The sequence below is a fragment of the Thalassospira profundimaris genome (assembly GCF_003326675.1).
GTDB classification, from domain to species: domain Bacteria; phylum Pseudomonadota; class Alphaproteobacteria; order Rhodospirillales; family Thalassospiraceae; genus Thalassospira; species Thalassospira aquimaris.
In genome coordinates this window covers 66256-82601 of record NZ_JPWF01000006.1, presented here as the reverse complement: position 1 = coordinate 82601, position 16346 = coordinate 66256, and the positions used below count along the sequence as shown (strand labels likewise).

Genomic DNA, 16346 nt, shown 5'->3' with positions numbered 1-16346 from the left:
CAACGTGGCGATTGCCATGCCGTCACGATCCGATCCTGACCGCCTGCAAATCTTTGACCTTGGTAAATCCGATCAAAGTCCCGCTACCTAATTTGATATCGCCCCAGTTTTCGACATCAAATTCAAAATGCGCCAAGGCACATGTCGGATATTTCCGTGCCATATTGTCACGAAGGGCTTCATCCCCGCCCCCGAACAGCGCCTGTGCAAAAAGCTCAAGCCCCGGATTATGGCCGATAAACATCACGGAACTGGCGTCTTCATGGGTGTGATGCAGGCTTTCAAGCAGAACACCTTCACCGGCCATATAAAGATCCTGACTATAGATCACATCGGCATGGCTTGCGAAATCGCGCCCCAGCAGACCAAGGGTCTGCACCGCACGCGCCGCCGTCGAACACCAGACAAGATCAGGAACAAGTACGCTTTCACGCAGGTAACGCCCCATAAAGGGGGCTGCCTTTTCCCCGCGACGGTTAAGTTCACGATCATGATCGGCCCGACCGGGATCGGACCAGCTTGATTTCGCATGTCGGAGCAACAGCAACGTTTTCATGTCTTCGGTCTTCACAGCCACGAATGATAAGCAAACGGTGTTCTTCCATGCCATATCAGGCCCGTCGATGCCATCAGAAAAACTGACACATAAATTTAAGAAAATTGCACCGGCACAAACAGTTATCTTATACTCCATTTGCAACCGGGACCTGTCGCATAAATTCAAGCACAGTCCCCCAATTCGCAGGAGGCATAGCGTGACCCACGCCGTTGCAGTTCAATCAAGCGCGATCAGCATTGATTCGGAAAGTCGCTTTATCAATCGCGAACTTTCATGGCTGGCTTTCAACAATCGCGTCCTTGAAGAAGCCCAGAATACCGGGCATCCGTTGCTTGAACGCCTGCGCTTTTTGTCGATCTCGGCAAGCAACCTTGACGAATTTTATATGGTCCGCGTCGCCGGTCTTGTCGGGCAGCTCCGTGCCGGCATGACCAAGGTCAGTCAGGATGGCATGAGCCCGTCCGAGCAACTGCGCGCCATTACCTTTGACGCCAATCAGTTGATGCAGGATCAGCAACGCATCTGGCGTCAGCTCAGCCGTGAAATGGAACAGCAGGGTATCTCGGTCATCGATCAGTCCGATCTGACCCAGACAGACCGCAAATGGCTTGACGGCTATTTCATGCGCGAAATCTTCCCGACCCTGACACCGCTTGCGATTGATCCTTCCCACCCCTTCCCGTTCATTCCGAACCTTGGCTTTGCCATCGTGATGCAACTGTTTGATCCGGCCGATGGTCACAATATGCGTGGCCTGATCCCGGTTCCGCAAAAGATCGGCCGGTTCCTGCGCCTGCCCGGTCGTAATGAACGTTACCTTCCGGTCGAACAGGCAATCCTGCTATATCTGGGCAAGCTATTCCCGGGGTTCGATATGATCGAGCACGGTTTCTTCCGCGTCATCCGGGACTCGGATGTCGAGATCGAGGAAGAAGCCGAAGATCTGGTGCGCGTTTTCAAAACCGCCCTGAAACGCCGCCGTCGCGGCAGCATCATCCGCCTTAAAGTCAATGCGGGGATGCCCGAAGACCTTCTGGATTTCGTGATTGATGAACTTGATGTCGCCCTTGAAGAAGTCGTCAAGGTTGATGGTCTGCTCGGTGTTGTTGACGTCAGACAACTGATCGATTCCGATCTGCATCATGATTTGCTGTTTGCGCCCTATGCCGCGCGTTACCCGGAACGGGTACGTGACTTTGGCGGTGATTGCTTTGCCGCGATCAGCAAAAAGGACCTTGTGGTCCACCATCCGTTCGAAGATTTCGACGTGGTTGTCCAGTTCCTGCTTCAGGCCGCACGCGACCCCGATGTGGTGACCATCAAGCAGACCCTTTATCGTACCTCGGAAAACAGCCCGATTGTCAAAGCCCTGATTGCGGCGGCCGAGGCCGGAAAATCCGTTACCGCGATGGTCGAACTCAAGGCCCGCTTTGACGAGGAAGCCAACCTGCGCTGGGCGGCTGATCTTGAACGTGCGGGCTGTCAGGTGGTTTATGGCTTCCTTGACTGGAAAACCCACGCCAAGGTGTCGCTGGTTGTCCGCCGTGAAACCCACGGCCTTAAAACCTATGTCCATTTCGGGACCGGCAACTATCATCCGATCACCGCAAAGTTCTATACTGATATCTCCTTCTTCTCGTGCGATCCGGCACTGGGTCGTGATGCGGCAAGCATCTTTAATTTTATGACCGGCTATGCCACGCCGCGTTCTTTGGAAAAGATCGCCATTGCCCCGCACACCTTGCGCCCGACCCTTCTGACCCATATCGATCAGGAAATCGAAAACTGCAAGGCAGGCAAACCGTCCGGCATCTGGGCAAAGATGAACAGTCTTGTCGATCCGGTGGTGATTGATGCGCTTTATCGTGCAAGTCAGTCCGGTGTTCATGTCGAACTGGTTGTGCGCGGGATTTGCTGTTTGCGCCCGGGTGTTCCGGGACTTTCGGAAAACATCCGCGTCAAATCGATTGTCGGCCGGTTCCTTGAACATTCGCGTATTGTCGTCTTTGCCAACGGGGCAAAGCTTCCGTCGCGCAAGGCCAAGGCATTCATCTCGTCTGCGGACTGGATGCCGCGCAATTTGAACCGCCGTGTCGAAACCCTTGTTCCGGTTGAAAACCCGACCTGTCAGCGCCAGATTGTTGAACAGATCATGATTGCAAACCTCAAGGATACGGCGCAGGCTTGGTATCTTCAGCCAGATGGTTCATATGAACGTTGCGAGGCCGATGAAAAGGCGTTTTCTTCGCATCAATATTTCATGACCAACCCGTCCTTGTCAGGCCGCGGCAGCGCCCTGAATGAAGAGGACCCGAATGTACCGGTTCTGCAACTTGACGACTAAGCTTTGCAAGATGCAGCCAAATGACCAACAGGTGCCATCAACAGTATGCTAACTGACCAACGGGCTTCCAACCGCATCGCGATCATAGATGTTGGCTCCAACTCTGTGCGTCTAGTGATTTTCGATGGCATGACACGTGCCCCGGTCCCGATTTTCAACGAGAAAGTCATGTGCGGACTGGGACGCGATCCCGAAGATACCGGCAAGCTGAACCCCGAGGGGGTTGAGCTTGCCGTGGTCGCCATGCAGCGATTTGCCACACTTCTGCGTGCCATGAAGGTCACCCATGTTGATGTGCTGGCAACGGCCGCGGTTCGTGCGGCCAGCGACGGCCAACTGTTTTGCGATCGCATCGCCAAGGAAACCGGCTTGACGGTCAAGGTCATTGACGGCCTTGAAGAAGCCCGCCTGTCGGCCCTTGGTATCATTTCCGGTGATCCCCTTGCGTCGGGGATCATGGGCGATATCGGCGGCGGGTCGCTTGAACTTGTCCTGCTTGATCAGGGCGAGATCAAAAAACGCGTCAGCCTGCCACTGGGTGCAATGCGCCTTCAGGCGGTTTTCGGGTCCGACCGGGCCCGTTTGACGGCCGAGATCACCCGATATCTTGATGAGGTCGACTGGCTTGCAGAAGCCGCCGGACAACAGCTTTTTGCAGTTGGAGGTTCATGGCGTTCGATTGCCAAACTGTTCATTGCGCAGGAAAACTATCCGATTTCGGTTGTGCATAATCTTGCGATGCCGCGCTCGGAAATGGATGAACTAACCCATATCATTTCACAACAAAGCCGCATATCGCTTGAAAAGATTGGTGGTGTGTCCAAACGCCGTATCGACAGCCTGCCCCATGCGGCCCTTGTTATGAATATGTTGATGGCCCGCATGCGTCCCAAGGAAGTTGTGTTCTCGGGGCATGGATTGCGCGAAGGCTGGATGTATGAAGTCCTGCCCGAAGATTTGCGCCAACGTGATCCGTTACTTGATGCCTGTCTCAGCTTTGCCGAGGACGGTGAACGTTTCCACCAGCACGGTGAAGAAGTCGCACGCTGGTGTGCGCCGATATTCTCGGAACTGCCAGACAATATTGAACGGTTGCGACTGGCGGCGTGCATTATCGGTGATGTCGGCTGGAACGAACATCCCGATTACCGCGCCATCCAAAGCTATAACCGGATTTTGCGCCATCCCTATCTTGATCTGAACCATCATGACCGGGTGTTTCTGGCCTATACCATCGGATCGCGTTACACCGGCAACTTCAAGGGGGACGAGGCAAGCGACCGTATCCTTGATGATGATGCCCGGCTGACTGGGCGGCTTTTTGGCCACGTCATTCGCCTTGGCCATACGCTTTCGGGCGGGGTCGAAGGGATATTGCAGCAAACCCGACTTGTGCTTGAAGACGAAAAACTGGTTCTCGAGTTCGAGAAAAAGGTTTCCACGCTATATGGCGAAGTCGTCGAACAGCGCCTGTCCAAACTAGCCAAACTGATGAACCGCGAAAGCGAAGTCCGCCTGATGTAATTTCGGAACGGTTTGCTTTCGCGTTGAAAGCCGCTATGTTGGGGTTGCTTCCAAGCACCCCGTCCGCGGAAAGGGCTGCGCCCGGTTTATCGCATATGAAACACACGGTTTCCTTGCCTGTTTGGCGGACACAGGCGTTATGATCAGGGGAATCGTATGTCTGCGTCACGCACATCGAAATCCGATAATTCCAAGCCATCCACCACAAGCCCGATCTTTGACGGGCGGTTAAACCTTGAACAGCAACGCAAACGTGCCAAGGAGCTTTTGCGCGCCCTGCGTTCGGGCAACTCAGATGCGCAAACACGGTTTGCAAATACGGGACATGGCATCAGCACCGCCGAAGCCGGAAACATTCAGCTTGCAGATGCGCAGCTTGTCATTGCACGTGAAAACGGCTTTGCCAGTTGGCCAAAGCTGAAAAACCATATCGACCGCATCACCGAACAAAACCGTCAAATTGCCACGGGAACCCCGCCCGCACTTGATACCCCAAACACCCTGCATCTGCGCTGCGGGTCCGATATTCGCAACGGATTGGGCATTGCCGGTTTTGCCGGTGATTTTCTGGAATTTGCCGATCCGTTTTGTCAGGGACCAGTACCCGATTTGCCGCTGGATCAGTTTGTCGCGATCCGCGCCGATTTCATCGCCAGCAGCTATCACATCACCCCCAAAGACGCCCTTGCCCGCAGCCAACGGGAATATAGTGCCCTGACCACCTTGGACAATTATGACCATGTGGTTTTGTGGTTCGAACATGACTGTTACGATCAGCTTATTCTGGCATTTCTGATGGATTTCATCGCTGTAACCAAACCGGCAACGCGGATTGAACTGATTTCGGTTGGCGAGGTTCCCGGGGTTGCGCGCTTTATCGGGCTTGGGCAATTATCTCCCGAATTGCTGATCTGGTGTTGGGAAAACCACCGCGTTTCTGTATCTGACGCCATGCTTGAAGCCGGCCGCACGGCTTGGAAGGCCATTCGTTCAACCACACCCGATGCACTTAAGGCCTTTGTTCAATCAAATACCAATGCCCTGCTCCATTTGATCCCGGCCCTTAAACGCCATATCGCCGAATTGCCAGACCAGAAATCTGGATTAGGCCTGACCCAAAAACTTGCCCTTCAAATCGCGGCCGATCACGGCCCGCTTCCGGTTGGAAAAATCTTTGGCCATTTGATGCGAAGTTACGATCCGCTTCCGTATCTTGGCGATCTGATGTTCTGGTCCGAGATACAGACCATGATGGAATGCCAATCCCCGTTATTCATCCTGTCTGGCGATCAGGAACAGGATTGGCCAACCCGCTTATTCACCCTGACCGAAACCGGTTTGGAAACACTGGCAGGCAACCGCAATTTCCTTGATAACTTCACCGGCAACCGATGGGTTGGTGGCATAGAAGTTTCGCCGCGCACAAGCAGACATTCCCGCTGAAATATGCGCGAACGAATATCTTTGTTGGACGGGTTTCGCCTTTTTTGACAAAAGGCGAAACTGTCGTTGGACATTATGACGGGATTGAATATGTTCACCGGCAACGGGACAGCATGAATTCTGCGGGAAATTTGAATGGCGGCAAGAACAACTGTAATCACGATTACCCATAATGGTGGGCTGGTTATCGGCGGTCTTTTGAAATCGCTACCGGCCGATCTGCCATTGATCATCGTTGATAACGCGTCCAAGGACGATACCCTTGATATCGTAACGTCCCTGCGCCCCGATGCGAAAATTATCCGTAACGCTGTTGGCCTGGGATATGGTGCGGCCGCCAGTCAGGGGCTTTCCGAAGTCACCACCGAATTTGCCCTGCTTGCAAATCCGGACTCTCTGATGACGCAGGATGCGATTGACGCCCTTGTTAATGCCGCAGATCAATATCCAGATGCCGCGATGTTCGGCCCGCTTCACAAGGATGGCAACGGCGATATCGAGCCAAGCCACGATGTTGAGCTGTGGAAACGTCGTTCATACGGCAAGGAAGCCTATCACTGCGTCCCGGAAGGTGCACTTTGCGTCGAATTCCTGTCTGGTGCGGTCAATCTTGTGCGCATGGATGTCATGAAAGACGTCGGCTTCTACGACCCGGAAATTTATCTTTATTACGAAGATGATGATATGTGTATGCGGTTGCGCCGCGCCGGACATGGTCTGGTGCTTGTTGCGTCATCCGTGGTTACGCATTTGAATGGCGGGTCTGTGCGCCCCAACCGCGCATATTACTGGGAAAAGTTCTGGAACATTGCATGGTCCAGAATATACTTTGAAACCAAATACAAAGGTCGTCTGGCCGGAAGCTGTCTTGGCATCAAATACGCGTTGCGCTATGCCGCGAAAGCACTGATACACGGGATTGCACTGAAACGGGCAAAAGGATGGCGCGATCTTGCGCGGTCTGCCGGTTCGTTCGCAGCAGTTCTTGGCGTCAGGGCATCGAAACTTCCGCGCTGACATGTCGGTTCATCGGACCGACAGTGAAATCTGGATGAATGGATATCTAGTCTGATGAAGGCAGTAATTCTTGCTGGCGGTTATGGCAGCCGACTGAGTGAAGAAACCTCGGTCAAACCAAAGCCGATGGTCGAAATCGGCGGTAAACCGATCCTGTGGCACCTGATGAAAATCTATTCTGCACACGGCGTGAATGAATTTGTCATCTGCCTTGGTTACAAAGGCTATGTGATCAAGGAATATTTTGCCAATTACTTCCTGCATCACGCCGATGTCACCATCGATATGGCATCCAACCAGCTTCAATATCACAACGCCAATGCAGAGCCGTGGAAGATCACCCTTGTCGATACCGGCACCAACAGCATGACTGGCGGCCGTATCAAACGGGTTGGTGATTATCTTGATGATGACAAACCTTTCTGCCTGACCTATGGCGACGGCCTTGGCGATGTCGATATTACGGCAAGCATCGAATTCCACAAAAAGCAGGGCCGCAAGGCAACCATGACCGTTGTCTCGCCGCCCGGCCGTTTTGGCGCAACTGTTCTTGATGGCGACAAGGTAACGGCGTTTCAGGAGAAGCCGCTTGGTGACGGCGCGCGCATCAATGCCGGATTCTTTGTGTGCGAGAAATCCGTCCTTTCCGAAATCAAGGATGATCAAACCGTCTGGGAAGCAGAACCGCTGCGCAGCCTGTCAGAAAGCAACGAGCTGTCGGCATGGCGCCATGACGGTTTCTGGCAACCTATGGATACGCTGCGCGAAAAGCAGATGCTTGAAGGCCTGTGGGAAGGCGGAAAAGCCCCTTGGAAGGTCTGGTAAAAACGATGCGTCCGAGTGAAAACCTTCGTTCTTTCTGGTCTGGCAAACGGGTCCTTCTGACCGGTCACACCGGCTTTAAAGGCAGTTGGGCAGCAGCATGGTTGATCAAGATGGGGGCAGAGGTTCACGGCTTCGCCCTGGCACCGGAAACCGATCCCAATCTGCATGACCTGCTTGATCTTGATTATGCCTCGGAAATGATTGCCGATCTTCGTGATCGTGCAGACATTCAGAAAATGGTCCAAAAGGTCCAGCCTGATCTGGTTTTGCATATGGCGGCACAGCCGCTGGTGCGTCGCGGTTACCGCGAACCGGTCGAGACCATGGCAACCAATATCATGGGCACCGCACATCTTCTTGATGCGCTGCGCGACTGTGAAAGCGTCAAGGGCATTCTGGTCGTCACCAGCGACAAGGCCTATGACAATGACAGCTATGATCAGGCCCATGGCGAGATCATCTTCCGCGAGGGCGATGCATTGGGCGGACGCGACCCCTATAGCGCGTCCAAGGGCTGTCAGGAAATTGTCGCGCGCAGCTTTGAACAAAGCTATTTCCGCGCCAAGGGTATCCCGCTTGTCACGGCCCGCGCCGGCAACGTCGTTGGCGGCGGAGACTGGTCCGAAGATCGCCTGATGACTGATATCATTCGGGCGGCCGCGAACAACAAGGCAGTCGAACTTCGCAATCCCGGCACCACCCGCCCTTGGCAGCATGTGATTGAACCGGTGGCCGGATATTTGATGTATCTTCAGGCTGTGGTCGAGAAAACGGCATCGGTATCCGCACTGAACTTTGGCCCGAAAGATTCCCATACCGTTGCCCATGTGACCGATCTGGTCCTGAATGCTTGGGGATGCATTGCCGGAACCACGCAACAGGACGTATCGGCCGCCAGCAAGGAAGCTCTTACCCTTGCGCTGGACTCAAGCCTTGCAACAACTACTCTGGCGTGGCAACCACGCCTTACACTGCCCGAATGTGTGAACTGGATTGTCGAATGGCATAAGGCACATCTGGCAGGACAGAACATGCGGGACCTGACCGAAACGCAGATTTCTTCGTTTGAAGCGATGATGGATAAAGAATGACAACGCCAACTTGCCGTGCTTGCGGCACCGACCTTGAACATACCCTTGTTGATCTTGGCCTTAGCCCGCTTGCGAACTCCTATGTTCCGCTTGATCACAAGACCGATACAGACCCGACTTATCCGCTGCACGCCCGTGTATGTGGCAACTGTTTTCTGGTTCAGGTTGATGACGTTGTTCCGCCATCCGATATCTTTAGTCACTATGCCTATTTCTCAAGTTATTCGAGCAGCTGGGTCGAACATGCCCGCAAATATTGCGCGAATGCGACCGAACGGCTGGGCCTGAACGAGAAGTCATTCGTTGTCGAAGTGGCTTCCAACGACGGTTATCTGTTGCAGCATTTTGTTGCCAACAATGTGCCCGTTCTTGGTGTTGAGCCCGCGGCCAATGTCGCCGCCGAAGCCGAGAAAAAAGGTGTTCGCAGTCTGGTGGCGTTCTTTGGCAAGGAAACAGCAGAAAGTGTTGTTGCCGAACATGGTCATGCCGATCTGACGGCGGCCAACAACGTTCTTGCGCATGTACCTGACATAAATGATTTTGTCTCAGGCTTTGCCGCGATCCTCAAAGACGATGGCGTTTCAACATTCGAGTTCCCCCATCTGTTGAACCTTTTGGACAAGACCCAGTTCGATACGATCTATCACGAACATTTCTCCTACCTGTCGCTTTATGCGGTCGAGAAATGCTTTGCTGCGAACGGGCTTAAGGTCTTTGACGTGGAAGAACTGCCCACCCATGGCGGAAGCCTGCGTGTCTGGGCTCAAAAAATGGTCGGCACCCGTCCGGAAACAGATCGCCTGATTGCGCTACGCGCCAAGGAAGCCGATGCCGGTATCGCCACCCTCGCCTGCTATGAAGGATTTGAAACCAAGGTTCAAGCCATTCGTGACAGCCTGCTTGCCTTCCTGAAAAAGGCCAAAGCCGATGGCAAAACCGTTGCCGGTTACGGTGCGGCAGCCAAGGGCAATACCCTTTTGAATTACTGTGCTGTTGGAACAGACTTGGTTGATTTTGTTGTCGATGCCAACCCGCACAAGCAAAACACCCTCCTTCCCGGAAGCCGCATCCCGGTTCATGCACCTGATATGCTCAAGGAACGCAAACCGGACTATGTTCTGATCCTGCCCTGGAACCTGCAGAACGAGATCATGGAAAGTGTCGGTTATGTTCGTGACTGGGGCGGACAGTTCCTTGTCGCAGTACCGGAAGTCACTGTTCTGGGATGAAGTTTACAAAGACAAATATCGCGGGTGTCGACCTGATCGAACTGGAAACACACGAAGATAACCGTGGTTTCTTTGCACGGTCATTCTGTGTTGATGAACTTGGCGACAATGGTCATGACTTCGCGGTCCATCAGGCGAACCTGTCTTTCAATCATCACGCAGGCACCTTGCGGGGCATGCATTATCAGGCAGCCCCGGTCGGGGATCCGAAAATTGTCCGCTGTATCGCCGGACGGATTTTTGATGTGGTGATTGACCTGCGCGCAGGATCACCCACCTATTGCCAGTGGACCGGTGCTGAACTCTCTGCCAAAAACCGCAAATCCTTCGTCATCCCCGAAGGCTGCGCACATGGTTTCATCACACTCGACGACAAATCCGAGGTGATGTATCTGATGGGCGCCCCGTTTGAGGCAAATCTTGCCGCCGGTGTTCGCTGGAATGATCCGGCATTCGCGATTGACTGGCCGATCACGCCATCCCTGATCAATGATCGTGATGCGAACTATCCCGACTACGAGCGCCAAGAATGAAAATACTTGTAACCGGCGCCAACGGCCTTATCGGGTCTCATACCTGCCGGGCATTAAGGGCATCCGGCCATGATGTCCTGACCTGTGGTCGATCCGGTTCCCAATCATCAAGCCACCAAGTTGGTGACTTGCTTGACCCGGGTTTCCGATCCCGGATCATGCGGGACGAGCGCCCCGATGGTCTGATCCATCTGGCATGGCAAACCAAGCATGGCTATTTCTGGAACGCACCGGACAATGCCGACTGGCGTGTCGCCTCCATTGATCTGCTTGATCGTTTTCTCGAAATTGGTGGAACCCGTGCCGTTCTTGCCGGAAGCTGTGCCGAATATGACTGGACCATATCGGAAACCGCCAAGAAAACCTGCGAAACAGATGCTTGTATTCCGGGCACCCTTTATGGGCAGGAAAAACTGAAACTGGCCCGACACTGCCAGAACCTGCTTGATCAGGGCAGTTCAATTGCATGGGGACGCCTGTTCCTTCTATGCGGACCGGGTGAATATCCGGCACGTTTCGTCCCGGCGGTGACCAACGCCCTTCTTGCCGGGGATGCGGCAAAAATGAGTTCCGGCAAACAGGTCCGAGACTTCATGCATGTTGAAGATGCTGGCACCGCCTTTGCGTCGGTATTTGAAAGCACATTCAATGGCATTCTCAATGTTGCAAGTGGCGAAGCGCATTCCCTGCTGTCGGTCGCAAATACCTTGCAACAATTGATCGGACATGGACAGGTATCGGCGGGCAGCCTGCCGGATCGCCCTGACGATCCCCCTTACCTCGTCGCCGATACGTCGATCCTTCATGATACAATCGGATTTGAGCCGAAGTACGATCTGATCACGGCATTGGAAAGTTGCATTGAATGGTGGCGATCCCCGAACGCGTAATCGGTAACGCGAAATTCGCTCCAAACGCCTTTATGCGAGGCGGTAGTTCACAACACTAACCCAGACCACGTGCAATCCTGAAAATCTCGGCGCGCAGCCATTTGTGGGCTGCGTTTGCGGCATTCCGAACATGCCAGTATTGGGCAAAGCCGTATTCGGGAAACTCCAGCGGAAAGTCACAGGTCGCAAAGCCGTCCATCATGTTTTCCGATAATCGCGACGGCAATGTCGCGATGACCCTGGTTCCGCGGATCAGGTTTGGAATGCTGGCAAAGGTTGAAACTTGCAACGCTGTACGGCGGGTGCGGCCAACTGCGCGCAGCAAATCATCAATCGCCGACACGTCGTTCGCCCCGATGATCACACGCGCATGATCCGCCGCACAGTAACGATCGAGGTTATCGGGCGCAGCATCATGAAAACCCGGATCATAAAAGCACCGCATCTGTTCGCGAAACAGAGCCTGCATTGCGATATCGGCGTGCTTGCCTGCGGACTGGATGCTGATGGCATGATCGATCTTGCCGTTGCGGAGCAAACCGACAAAATGATCCTCGCCACTGATCGACAAAACCTTGAGACGAATATCCGCCTTGCATGACTGCAATCGCTGCATCAATTCCGGCAAGACGACGCTGACTTCGTAGTCATTACAACCAATCGTAAAATGTGCGCTATGAGACGGATCATCCGGGTCAAACGCCACAACCTTGGTCAGATCACGCATTCCCTGTAACAGCACGCGTATCTGCGGGACGATTTCATCTGCATGTGCGGTTGGCGCAACCGATCGCCCGGAGCGCACAAAAAGCGGATCCCCGATAATTTGGCGCAACCGGTCAAGCCCGTGGCTGACGGTGGGCTGACCGACACCAAGGCGATGTGCCGCAGCCGTTACCGATCCTTCGTCATAGATGGTCAGGAACAGACGCAACAATCGATAATCAAGGTCTAATTCATCGATATTCATGCATACTTACTATCATATCTATCGAATTGATCATATGGGTTTTAAAGATCACATTCTCCGTCATGAACAGGCAATGCCTGCCCCAAATTGGAGAATTGAAATGAAAACATTGATTACCGGCGCCACCGGCCAGCTCGGCACCCTCGTTGTGAAACATCTGCTCGACCGCCTTCCGGCGAGTGAAATTGCAGTAAGTGTCCGTACCCCGGCCAAGGCCGAAAATTTTGCATCGCTTGGCATTGACGTCCGTCATGGTGACTTCGATGACCTTGCCTTGATGACCAATGCCTTCAAAGGCATCGAAACCGCCTTGATCATTTCGGCAGAAGCCGACAACGCAACCCGTATCGCCCAGCACCGCACAGCAGTTGACGCCGCCAAGGCCACCGGCGTCAAACATCTGGTTTATACCAGCATTGTTGATCCGCGTTCCGATGCCGATTTCACCTATTCCGCCATTCACCTAGATACCGAAAATTACATCAAGGAAAGCGGCCTGAACTACACCCTGCTGCGCAACAGCTTCTATGCCGACCTTCTGCTTGCCGGCGTTCCCCATGCGCTTGAAACCGGTGCCTATGGCGCACCGGCTGGTGATGCCAAAATCACCTATATCCCGCGCAATGATTTGGCCGAGGCTGCCGCTGCGGTCCTTGCCAATCCGGAAAATCACATCAACGCGATCTATGACCTGACCGGCAGCAAAGCCGTCAGCCATGCTGAAATTGCCAGCTACGTTGCCAAGGCGACCGGCAAGGAAATTACCTTTGCCGACCTGCCGGCTGACGTTCACGTCGGGATCCTAAACAGCATCGGTCTTCCCGGCCATCTGGTCGAAGCCCTTGCAGGTCTTTATGTCGGCGCGAAGAAAGGCGATTACGAAACCGTCAGCAGCGATATTGAAAAGCTGCTCGGCCGTCCGGCACAGTCGGTTGATGATTTTATCAGCAAGGCACTTGCCGCCTAAACTTCCCCCTGCCCCAAGCAAGAAAACAGCCGCCCAAAAGATTGGGCGGCTGTTTTCATTTCCAACATGCGCAACAGGTCAGAAATCAACTGCCATACTCGGCCCCGCACGATCGTCCCCCTAACTCCCGCGACCGCGCCTGAGCCCAAACCGTATTTCGGTGCATTGATGATTTATAGAGAAAGCGTCCCGGCCTGCACCTACTTGGCGTAATGCCGGGACCATAACCTACCTGGTCAGGCGGCCCTCCTCTGGGTGAACACAGAGCAGAAGCACACGCAAGACAGGACTTTAGCGCGTTGCCCAAGTCTTCAATATGCCGGACGTCCACAAATATGTGCAGATCGTACAAATTTATCAGCGAGATTGACGGCGAAGTGAGCAACAGTCACCAGAAAACATCAGGATACCCTTAAATTCAGACACCACTTCCGACGATATTCCGACATAGAAGAACAGCCGCCCATTAACATGAGCGGCTGTATTAAAGGTTCGAAACTGATATCGATCAGAATGCCAAAGACATAGAGACTTGCGCGATGCTTTCGGCATTTCCTCCTTGGGAAATGTCACGAGCCAGTGACAAACGGCTTTGCATCGGGCCGGTGTCAAAGCCCAAGCCGCCGCGCATCGACTGGTTACCATATTCATCAACGTCACTTCCGACGAACGGCGTCATCAAGCCAACCGGCTTGCCTTCGAGATCACGAAGTTCGAACCCGTAACTGACCGTCCCGGCAAAGGTGTATTCGGTATAATCCGAACGCCCGGCGAGATAGCTGCCCTCAAGTGCTGCATTCAGTCCTGTTGAACTGTCTGACAGACGCACACCACCGCCAATGTTAAAGGCAGTCTTGTCGTTATTCAGCTCGTCAGTGAAATCATAGACCATCCCGGTTTCAACAAACGGGGTCACGATCAGGCTGGTGAAGCTGAAATCATAGGCAGCTTCGATTGCCGGTTTGAACTGACGTGTGTTCGACCGTGACGAGGCGACAAAAGTGCCATCACTTTCGGTGTAGCTATCGATGGTTTTGCGTGCAGCCAGAAGCGATACCGACGGGCTTAATGTCAGGGGTGCGGTTTCCATCGGGCGATAGGCGTAGACGCCTTTGACTGAACCATACCACATGGCAGAATCCGTTGATCCCCGCACGGTATCATTGTCGCGCGTGACATCAACATCCCCTTGCGAGTAGCCCGCTTCGACCACAAGATTAAGGTTTTCGATCGGACTGAAAATTGCATAGGGCGAGACAACCCACGCGGTTTCTTCGTAACTGCCATTATTAAAGGTCGTGGTCAGATCGGTATCGTTATAACCCAGCGACAAACCGGCAATCAGGTTGTCGGCAAAGCGGTAATCCGCACCAAGGTTATAGCCCCAGACATCACCGTCGTAACGATTGTCATCTGTGCCATTATTGTAATCGTTGTCGACCGAGGTATAGGAACCGTGTCCCCAAACCGTAATTGGTGACGTTGATACAAGGGCCGCACGGCCATCCACACCAGAGGCCCCGCCAACTGCGCCCTGATCCGTCGGACCAAGCGCAAGCGCACTTTCACGAGCGAAGTCCGCCGCCAGTACAGAGCTGTCAAAGCTTGAGCGCATAGCAAGCTGACGCATCACATCACGGTTTTTGCTATCACTGTCATCAAGGGTATTGATCTGATCTACAAAGGCAAACTGAGTAAAAGAACTGCTATCCTCGGCACCGGTCGTTCCGCCGACACCACCGGTTGCACTTCCTGCACCGCCAGGACTTCCAGCATTTCCTGTTCCGACTGTCCCGGCACCGGCAGAACCAATGACGGTTGCAACACGAGCACCAATATTTTGCTGAATAACCGAGGTCTGCGAACGAGCAACAGCACTTGTCACTGCTTTTGACGTGGTTTCAGTCGAGGTTTCTGAAGAACCTTGGTCTTCACCACCATTGGAACAAGACAAAGAAATAAAGTTCGGTAGCGTGGCAGCACTGCTGCCGGACATATAGATTTCAAGTTTGTCAACCGACGCTGCTGTAACAGTGAAGCTCAGCGTGATACGCTGCCCAGCTGCAACCGATTGCGCACCGGTGTCATCTTTTATCACATTGCTTGCGCTTACAAACATGCGCGATGACCTGGTTGCGGTGTCAATGTTTTCACCAACAAACGTTATCTTGTCCCCTGCAACCAGATCCACAATTCCCGATCCGTACCGGTTCCATGCCGTTCCGGTCGGAAAGTTCCCTGAACCACCGACTGCACGCACATTGAGGTCGGACAAAGACAGCGTAGAGCAAGTTTGTACTGTCGCTGCATTTACCGGTTCAGAGTTTACAAAAAATCCTACGGCACTCAGCGCAAGTACCGAAGCTAGATAAGGCCTTAACAACTTCATATTTCCCCACATTCCCCACAAGACTGTCATCGCGTTTAGAATTTCCGTTGCAAGCCTCTTCACACCTACGTGACCACGAGTCAACTGCACCAGGGAAAATGTCAGAATGTGTCAGCATTACCTTTAAAAACAACAATTTATTATCTACTTAGTTGATCACCTGGACACAAACAGCTACCATACCGTTCATGCACAAAATATATAAACCGCATCAAACAATGCTGTTTTCGATTCACTTTTAAACCTCCAGTCGCAACGAAGTTTATCTTCCCGACCGAACTTGTACGTTTCCTTGAACCCTAAAAAAAAACGGGCCCCAACAGGAGTCCGGCAAGTCTTCAGGGAGGCATGGGAACAGTTTTTACGGCGCAAACGCCAACAGGGAGGACACGAAAAGCACGGCGGTTGATGTGATCGAAAAGACGATATATTTGGCGATCATGTTCAGGGTCCTTTGCGAGGGACAGGTAAGGAAACACCGGGGACGTGCCCCTTACCCGCCAGAGAAAAACGCAACCACCGTGTTTCCCTTGTTCACAAGGCATCCAAAACATGGCGGTATCAC

At 53.3% G+C, this 16346-nt stretch carries 13 protein-coding genes; 10 read left to right on the top strand and 3 right to left on the bottom strand.

Translation table 11 applies throughout. The features are described 5' to 3' along the window. Positions 1-22: 22 nt before the first annotated feature. Entirely contained in the window at positions 23-556 is a 534-nt protein-coding gene (locus TH19_RS10245; protein WP_114102476.1) for a SixA phosphatase family protein, read from the bottom strand. A gap of 199 nt (positions 557-755) precedes the next feature. Here TH19_RS10245 and TH19_RS10240 point away from each other — a divergent pair, with 199 nt between their 5' ends. The 9 genes from TH19_RS10240 to TH19_RS10200 all read left to right on the top strand — a co-directional run bounded on the left by TH19_RS10240 (position 756) and on the right by TH19_RS10200 (position 11455). Then, a complete protein-coding gene (locus tag TH19_RS10240) occupies positions 756-2903 on the top strand; it encodes an RNA degradosome polyphosphate kinase (protein ID WP_114102261.1) in 2148 nt (715 codons plus the stop codon). 45 nt (positions 2904-2948) lie between these two features. Next, a complete protein-coding gene (locus tag TH19_RS10235) occupies positions 2949-4427 on the top strand; it encodes a Ppx/GppA family phosphatase (protein WP_114102260.1) in 1479 nt (492 codons plus the stop codon). Positions 4428-4583: 156 nt separating this feature from the next. After that, positions 4584-5870, top strand: coding sequence for a DUF1835 domain-containing protein (locus TH19_RS10230; RefSeq protein ID WP_114102259.1), 1287 nt, complete (start codon positions 4584-4586; stop codon positions 5868-5870). A 135-nt stretch (positions 5871-6005) separates the two neighbouring features. After that, positions 6006-6887 carry a glycosyltransferase family 2 protein gene (locus TH19_RS10225; protein ID WP_114102258.1) on the top strand — a complete coding sequence of 294 codons (882 nt, stop codon included), beginning with the start codon at positions 6006-6008 and terminating at the stop codon, positions 6885-6887. A gap of 54 nt (positions 6888-6941) precedes the next feature. Then, positions 6942-7712, top strand: a complete 771-nt coding sequence (rfbF, locus tag TH19_RS10220; protein ID WP_114102257.1) for a glucose-1-phosphate cytidylyltransferase — start codon at positions 6942-6944, stop codon at positions 7710-7712. Further along, complete coding sequence (gene rfbG, locus TH19_RS10215; protein ID WP_258547906.1) at positions 7697-8803, top strand: CDP-glucose 4,6-dehydratase; 1107 nt, start codon at positions 7697-7699, stop codon at positions 8801-8803. Before rfbF ends, rfbG begins: the two co-directional genes overlap by 16 nt. Next, the gene (locus TH19_RS10210; protein ID WP_114102255.1) at positions 8800-10032 is read left to right on the top strand and encodes a class I SAM-dependent methyltransferase; all 1233 of its coding nucleotides are present in this window, start codon (positions 8800-8802) and stop codon (positions 10030-10032) included. The genes rfbG and TH19_RS10210 overlap by 4 nt, the downstream gene beginning before the upstream one ends. Then, a complete protein-coding gene (gene rfbC, locus TH19_RS10205; RefSeq protein WP_114102254.1) occupies positions 10029-10565 on the top strand; it encodes a dTDP-4-dehydrorhamnose 3,5-epimerase in 537 nt (178 codons plus the stop codon). Before TH19_RS10210 ends, rfbC begins: the two co-directional genes overlap by 4 nt. Further along, positions 10562-11455 (top strand): NAD-dependent epimerase/dehydratase family protein, encoded by an 894-nt coding sequence (locus TH19_RS10200; RefSeq protein ID WP_114102253.1) that lies wholly within the window; start codon positions 10562-10564, stop codon positions 11453-11455. The genes rfbC and TH19_RS10200 overlap by 4 nt, the downstream gene beginning before the upstream one ends. A 55-nt stretch (positions 11456-11510) precedes the next feature. Here TH19_RS10200 and TH19_RS10195 read toward each other — a convergent pair whose 3' ends face one another. Beyond that, on the bottom strand, positions 11511-12425 hold the full coding sequence (locus tag TH19_RS10195; RefSeq protein WP_114102252.1) for a LysR family transcriptional regulator: 915 nt from the start codon (positions 12423-12425) through the stop codon (positions 11511-11513). 100 nt (positions 12426-12525) lie between these two features. Here TH19_RS10195 and TH19_RS10190 point away from each other — a divergent pair, with 100 nt between their 5' ends. Then, positions 12526-13392 (top strand): SDR family oxidoreductase, encoded by an 867-nt coding sequence (locus tag TH19_RS10190; protein ID WP_114102475.1) that lies wholly within the window; start codon positions 12526-12528, stop codon positions 13390-13392. 508 nt (positions 13393-13900) lie between these two features. Here the strand turns inward: TH19_RS10190 and TH19_RS10185 are convergent. After that, positions 13901-15511, bottom strand: a complete 1611-nt coding sequence (locus TH19_RS10185; protein ID WP_147250750.1) for an autotransporter outer membrane beta-barrel domain-containing protein — start codon at positions 15509-15511, stop codon at positions 13901-13903. Between the last annotated feature and the right edge of the window lie 835 nt (positions 15512-16346).

What these genes read in the sequence shown, in the direction of transcription:
- TH19_RS10245 (WP_114102476.1), bottom strand. Translation starts at nt 556, where the DNA reads ATGAAAACGTTGCTGTTGCTCCGACATGCGAAATCAAGCTGGTCCGAT.
- TH19_RS10235 (WP_114102260.1), top strand. Translation starts at nt 2,949, where the DNA reads ATGCTAACTGACCAACGGGCTTCCAACCGCATCGCGATCATAGATGTT.
- TH19_RS10230 (WP_114102259.1), top strand. Translation starts at nt 4,584, where the DNA reads ATGTCTGCGTCACGCACATCGAAATCCGATAATTCCAAGCCATCCACC.
- TH19_RS10225 (WP_114102258.1), top strand. Translation starts at nt 6,006, where the DNA reads ATGGCGGCAAGAACAACTGTAATCACGATTACCCATAATGGTGGGCTG.
- rfbF (WP_114102257.1), top strand. Translation starts at nt 6,942, where the DNA reads ATGAAGGCAGTAATTCTTGCTGGCGGTTATGGCAGCCGACTGAGTGAA.
- TH19_RS10210 (WP_114102255.1), top strand. Translation starts at nt 8,800, where the DNA reads ATGACAACGCCAACTTGCCGTGCTTGCGGCACCGACCTTGAACATACC.
- rfbC (WP_114102254.1), top strand. Translation starts at nt 10,029, where the DNA reads ATGAAGTTTACAAAGACAAATATCGCGGGTGTCGACCTGATCGAACTG.
- TH19_RS10200 (WP_114102253.1), top strand. Translation starts at nt 10,562, where the DNA reads ATGAAAATACTTGTAACCGGCGCCAACGGCCTTATCGGGTCTCATACC.
- TH19_RS10195 (WP_114102252.1), bottom strand. Translation starts at nt 12,425, where the DNA reads ATGAATATCGATGAATTAGACCTTGATTATCGATTGTTGCGTCTGTTC.
- TH19_RS10190 (WP_114102475.1), top strand. Translation starts at nt 12,526, where the DNA reads ATGAAAACATTGATTACCGGCGCCACCGGCCAGCTCGGCACCCTCGTT.
- TH19_RS10185 (WP_147250750.1), bottom strand. Translation starts at nt 15,511, where the DNA reads ATGTTTGTAAGCGCAAGCAATGTGATAAAAGATGACACCGGTGCGCAA.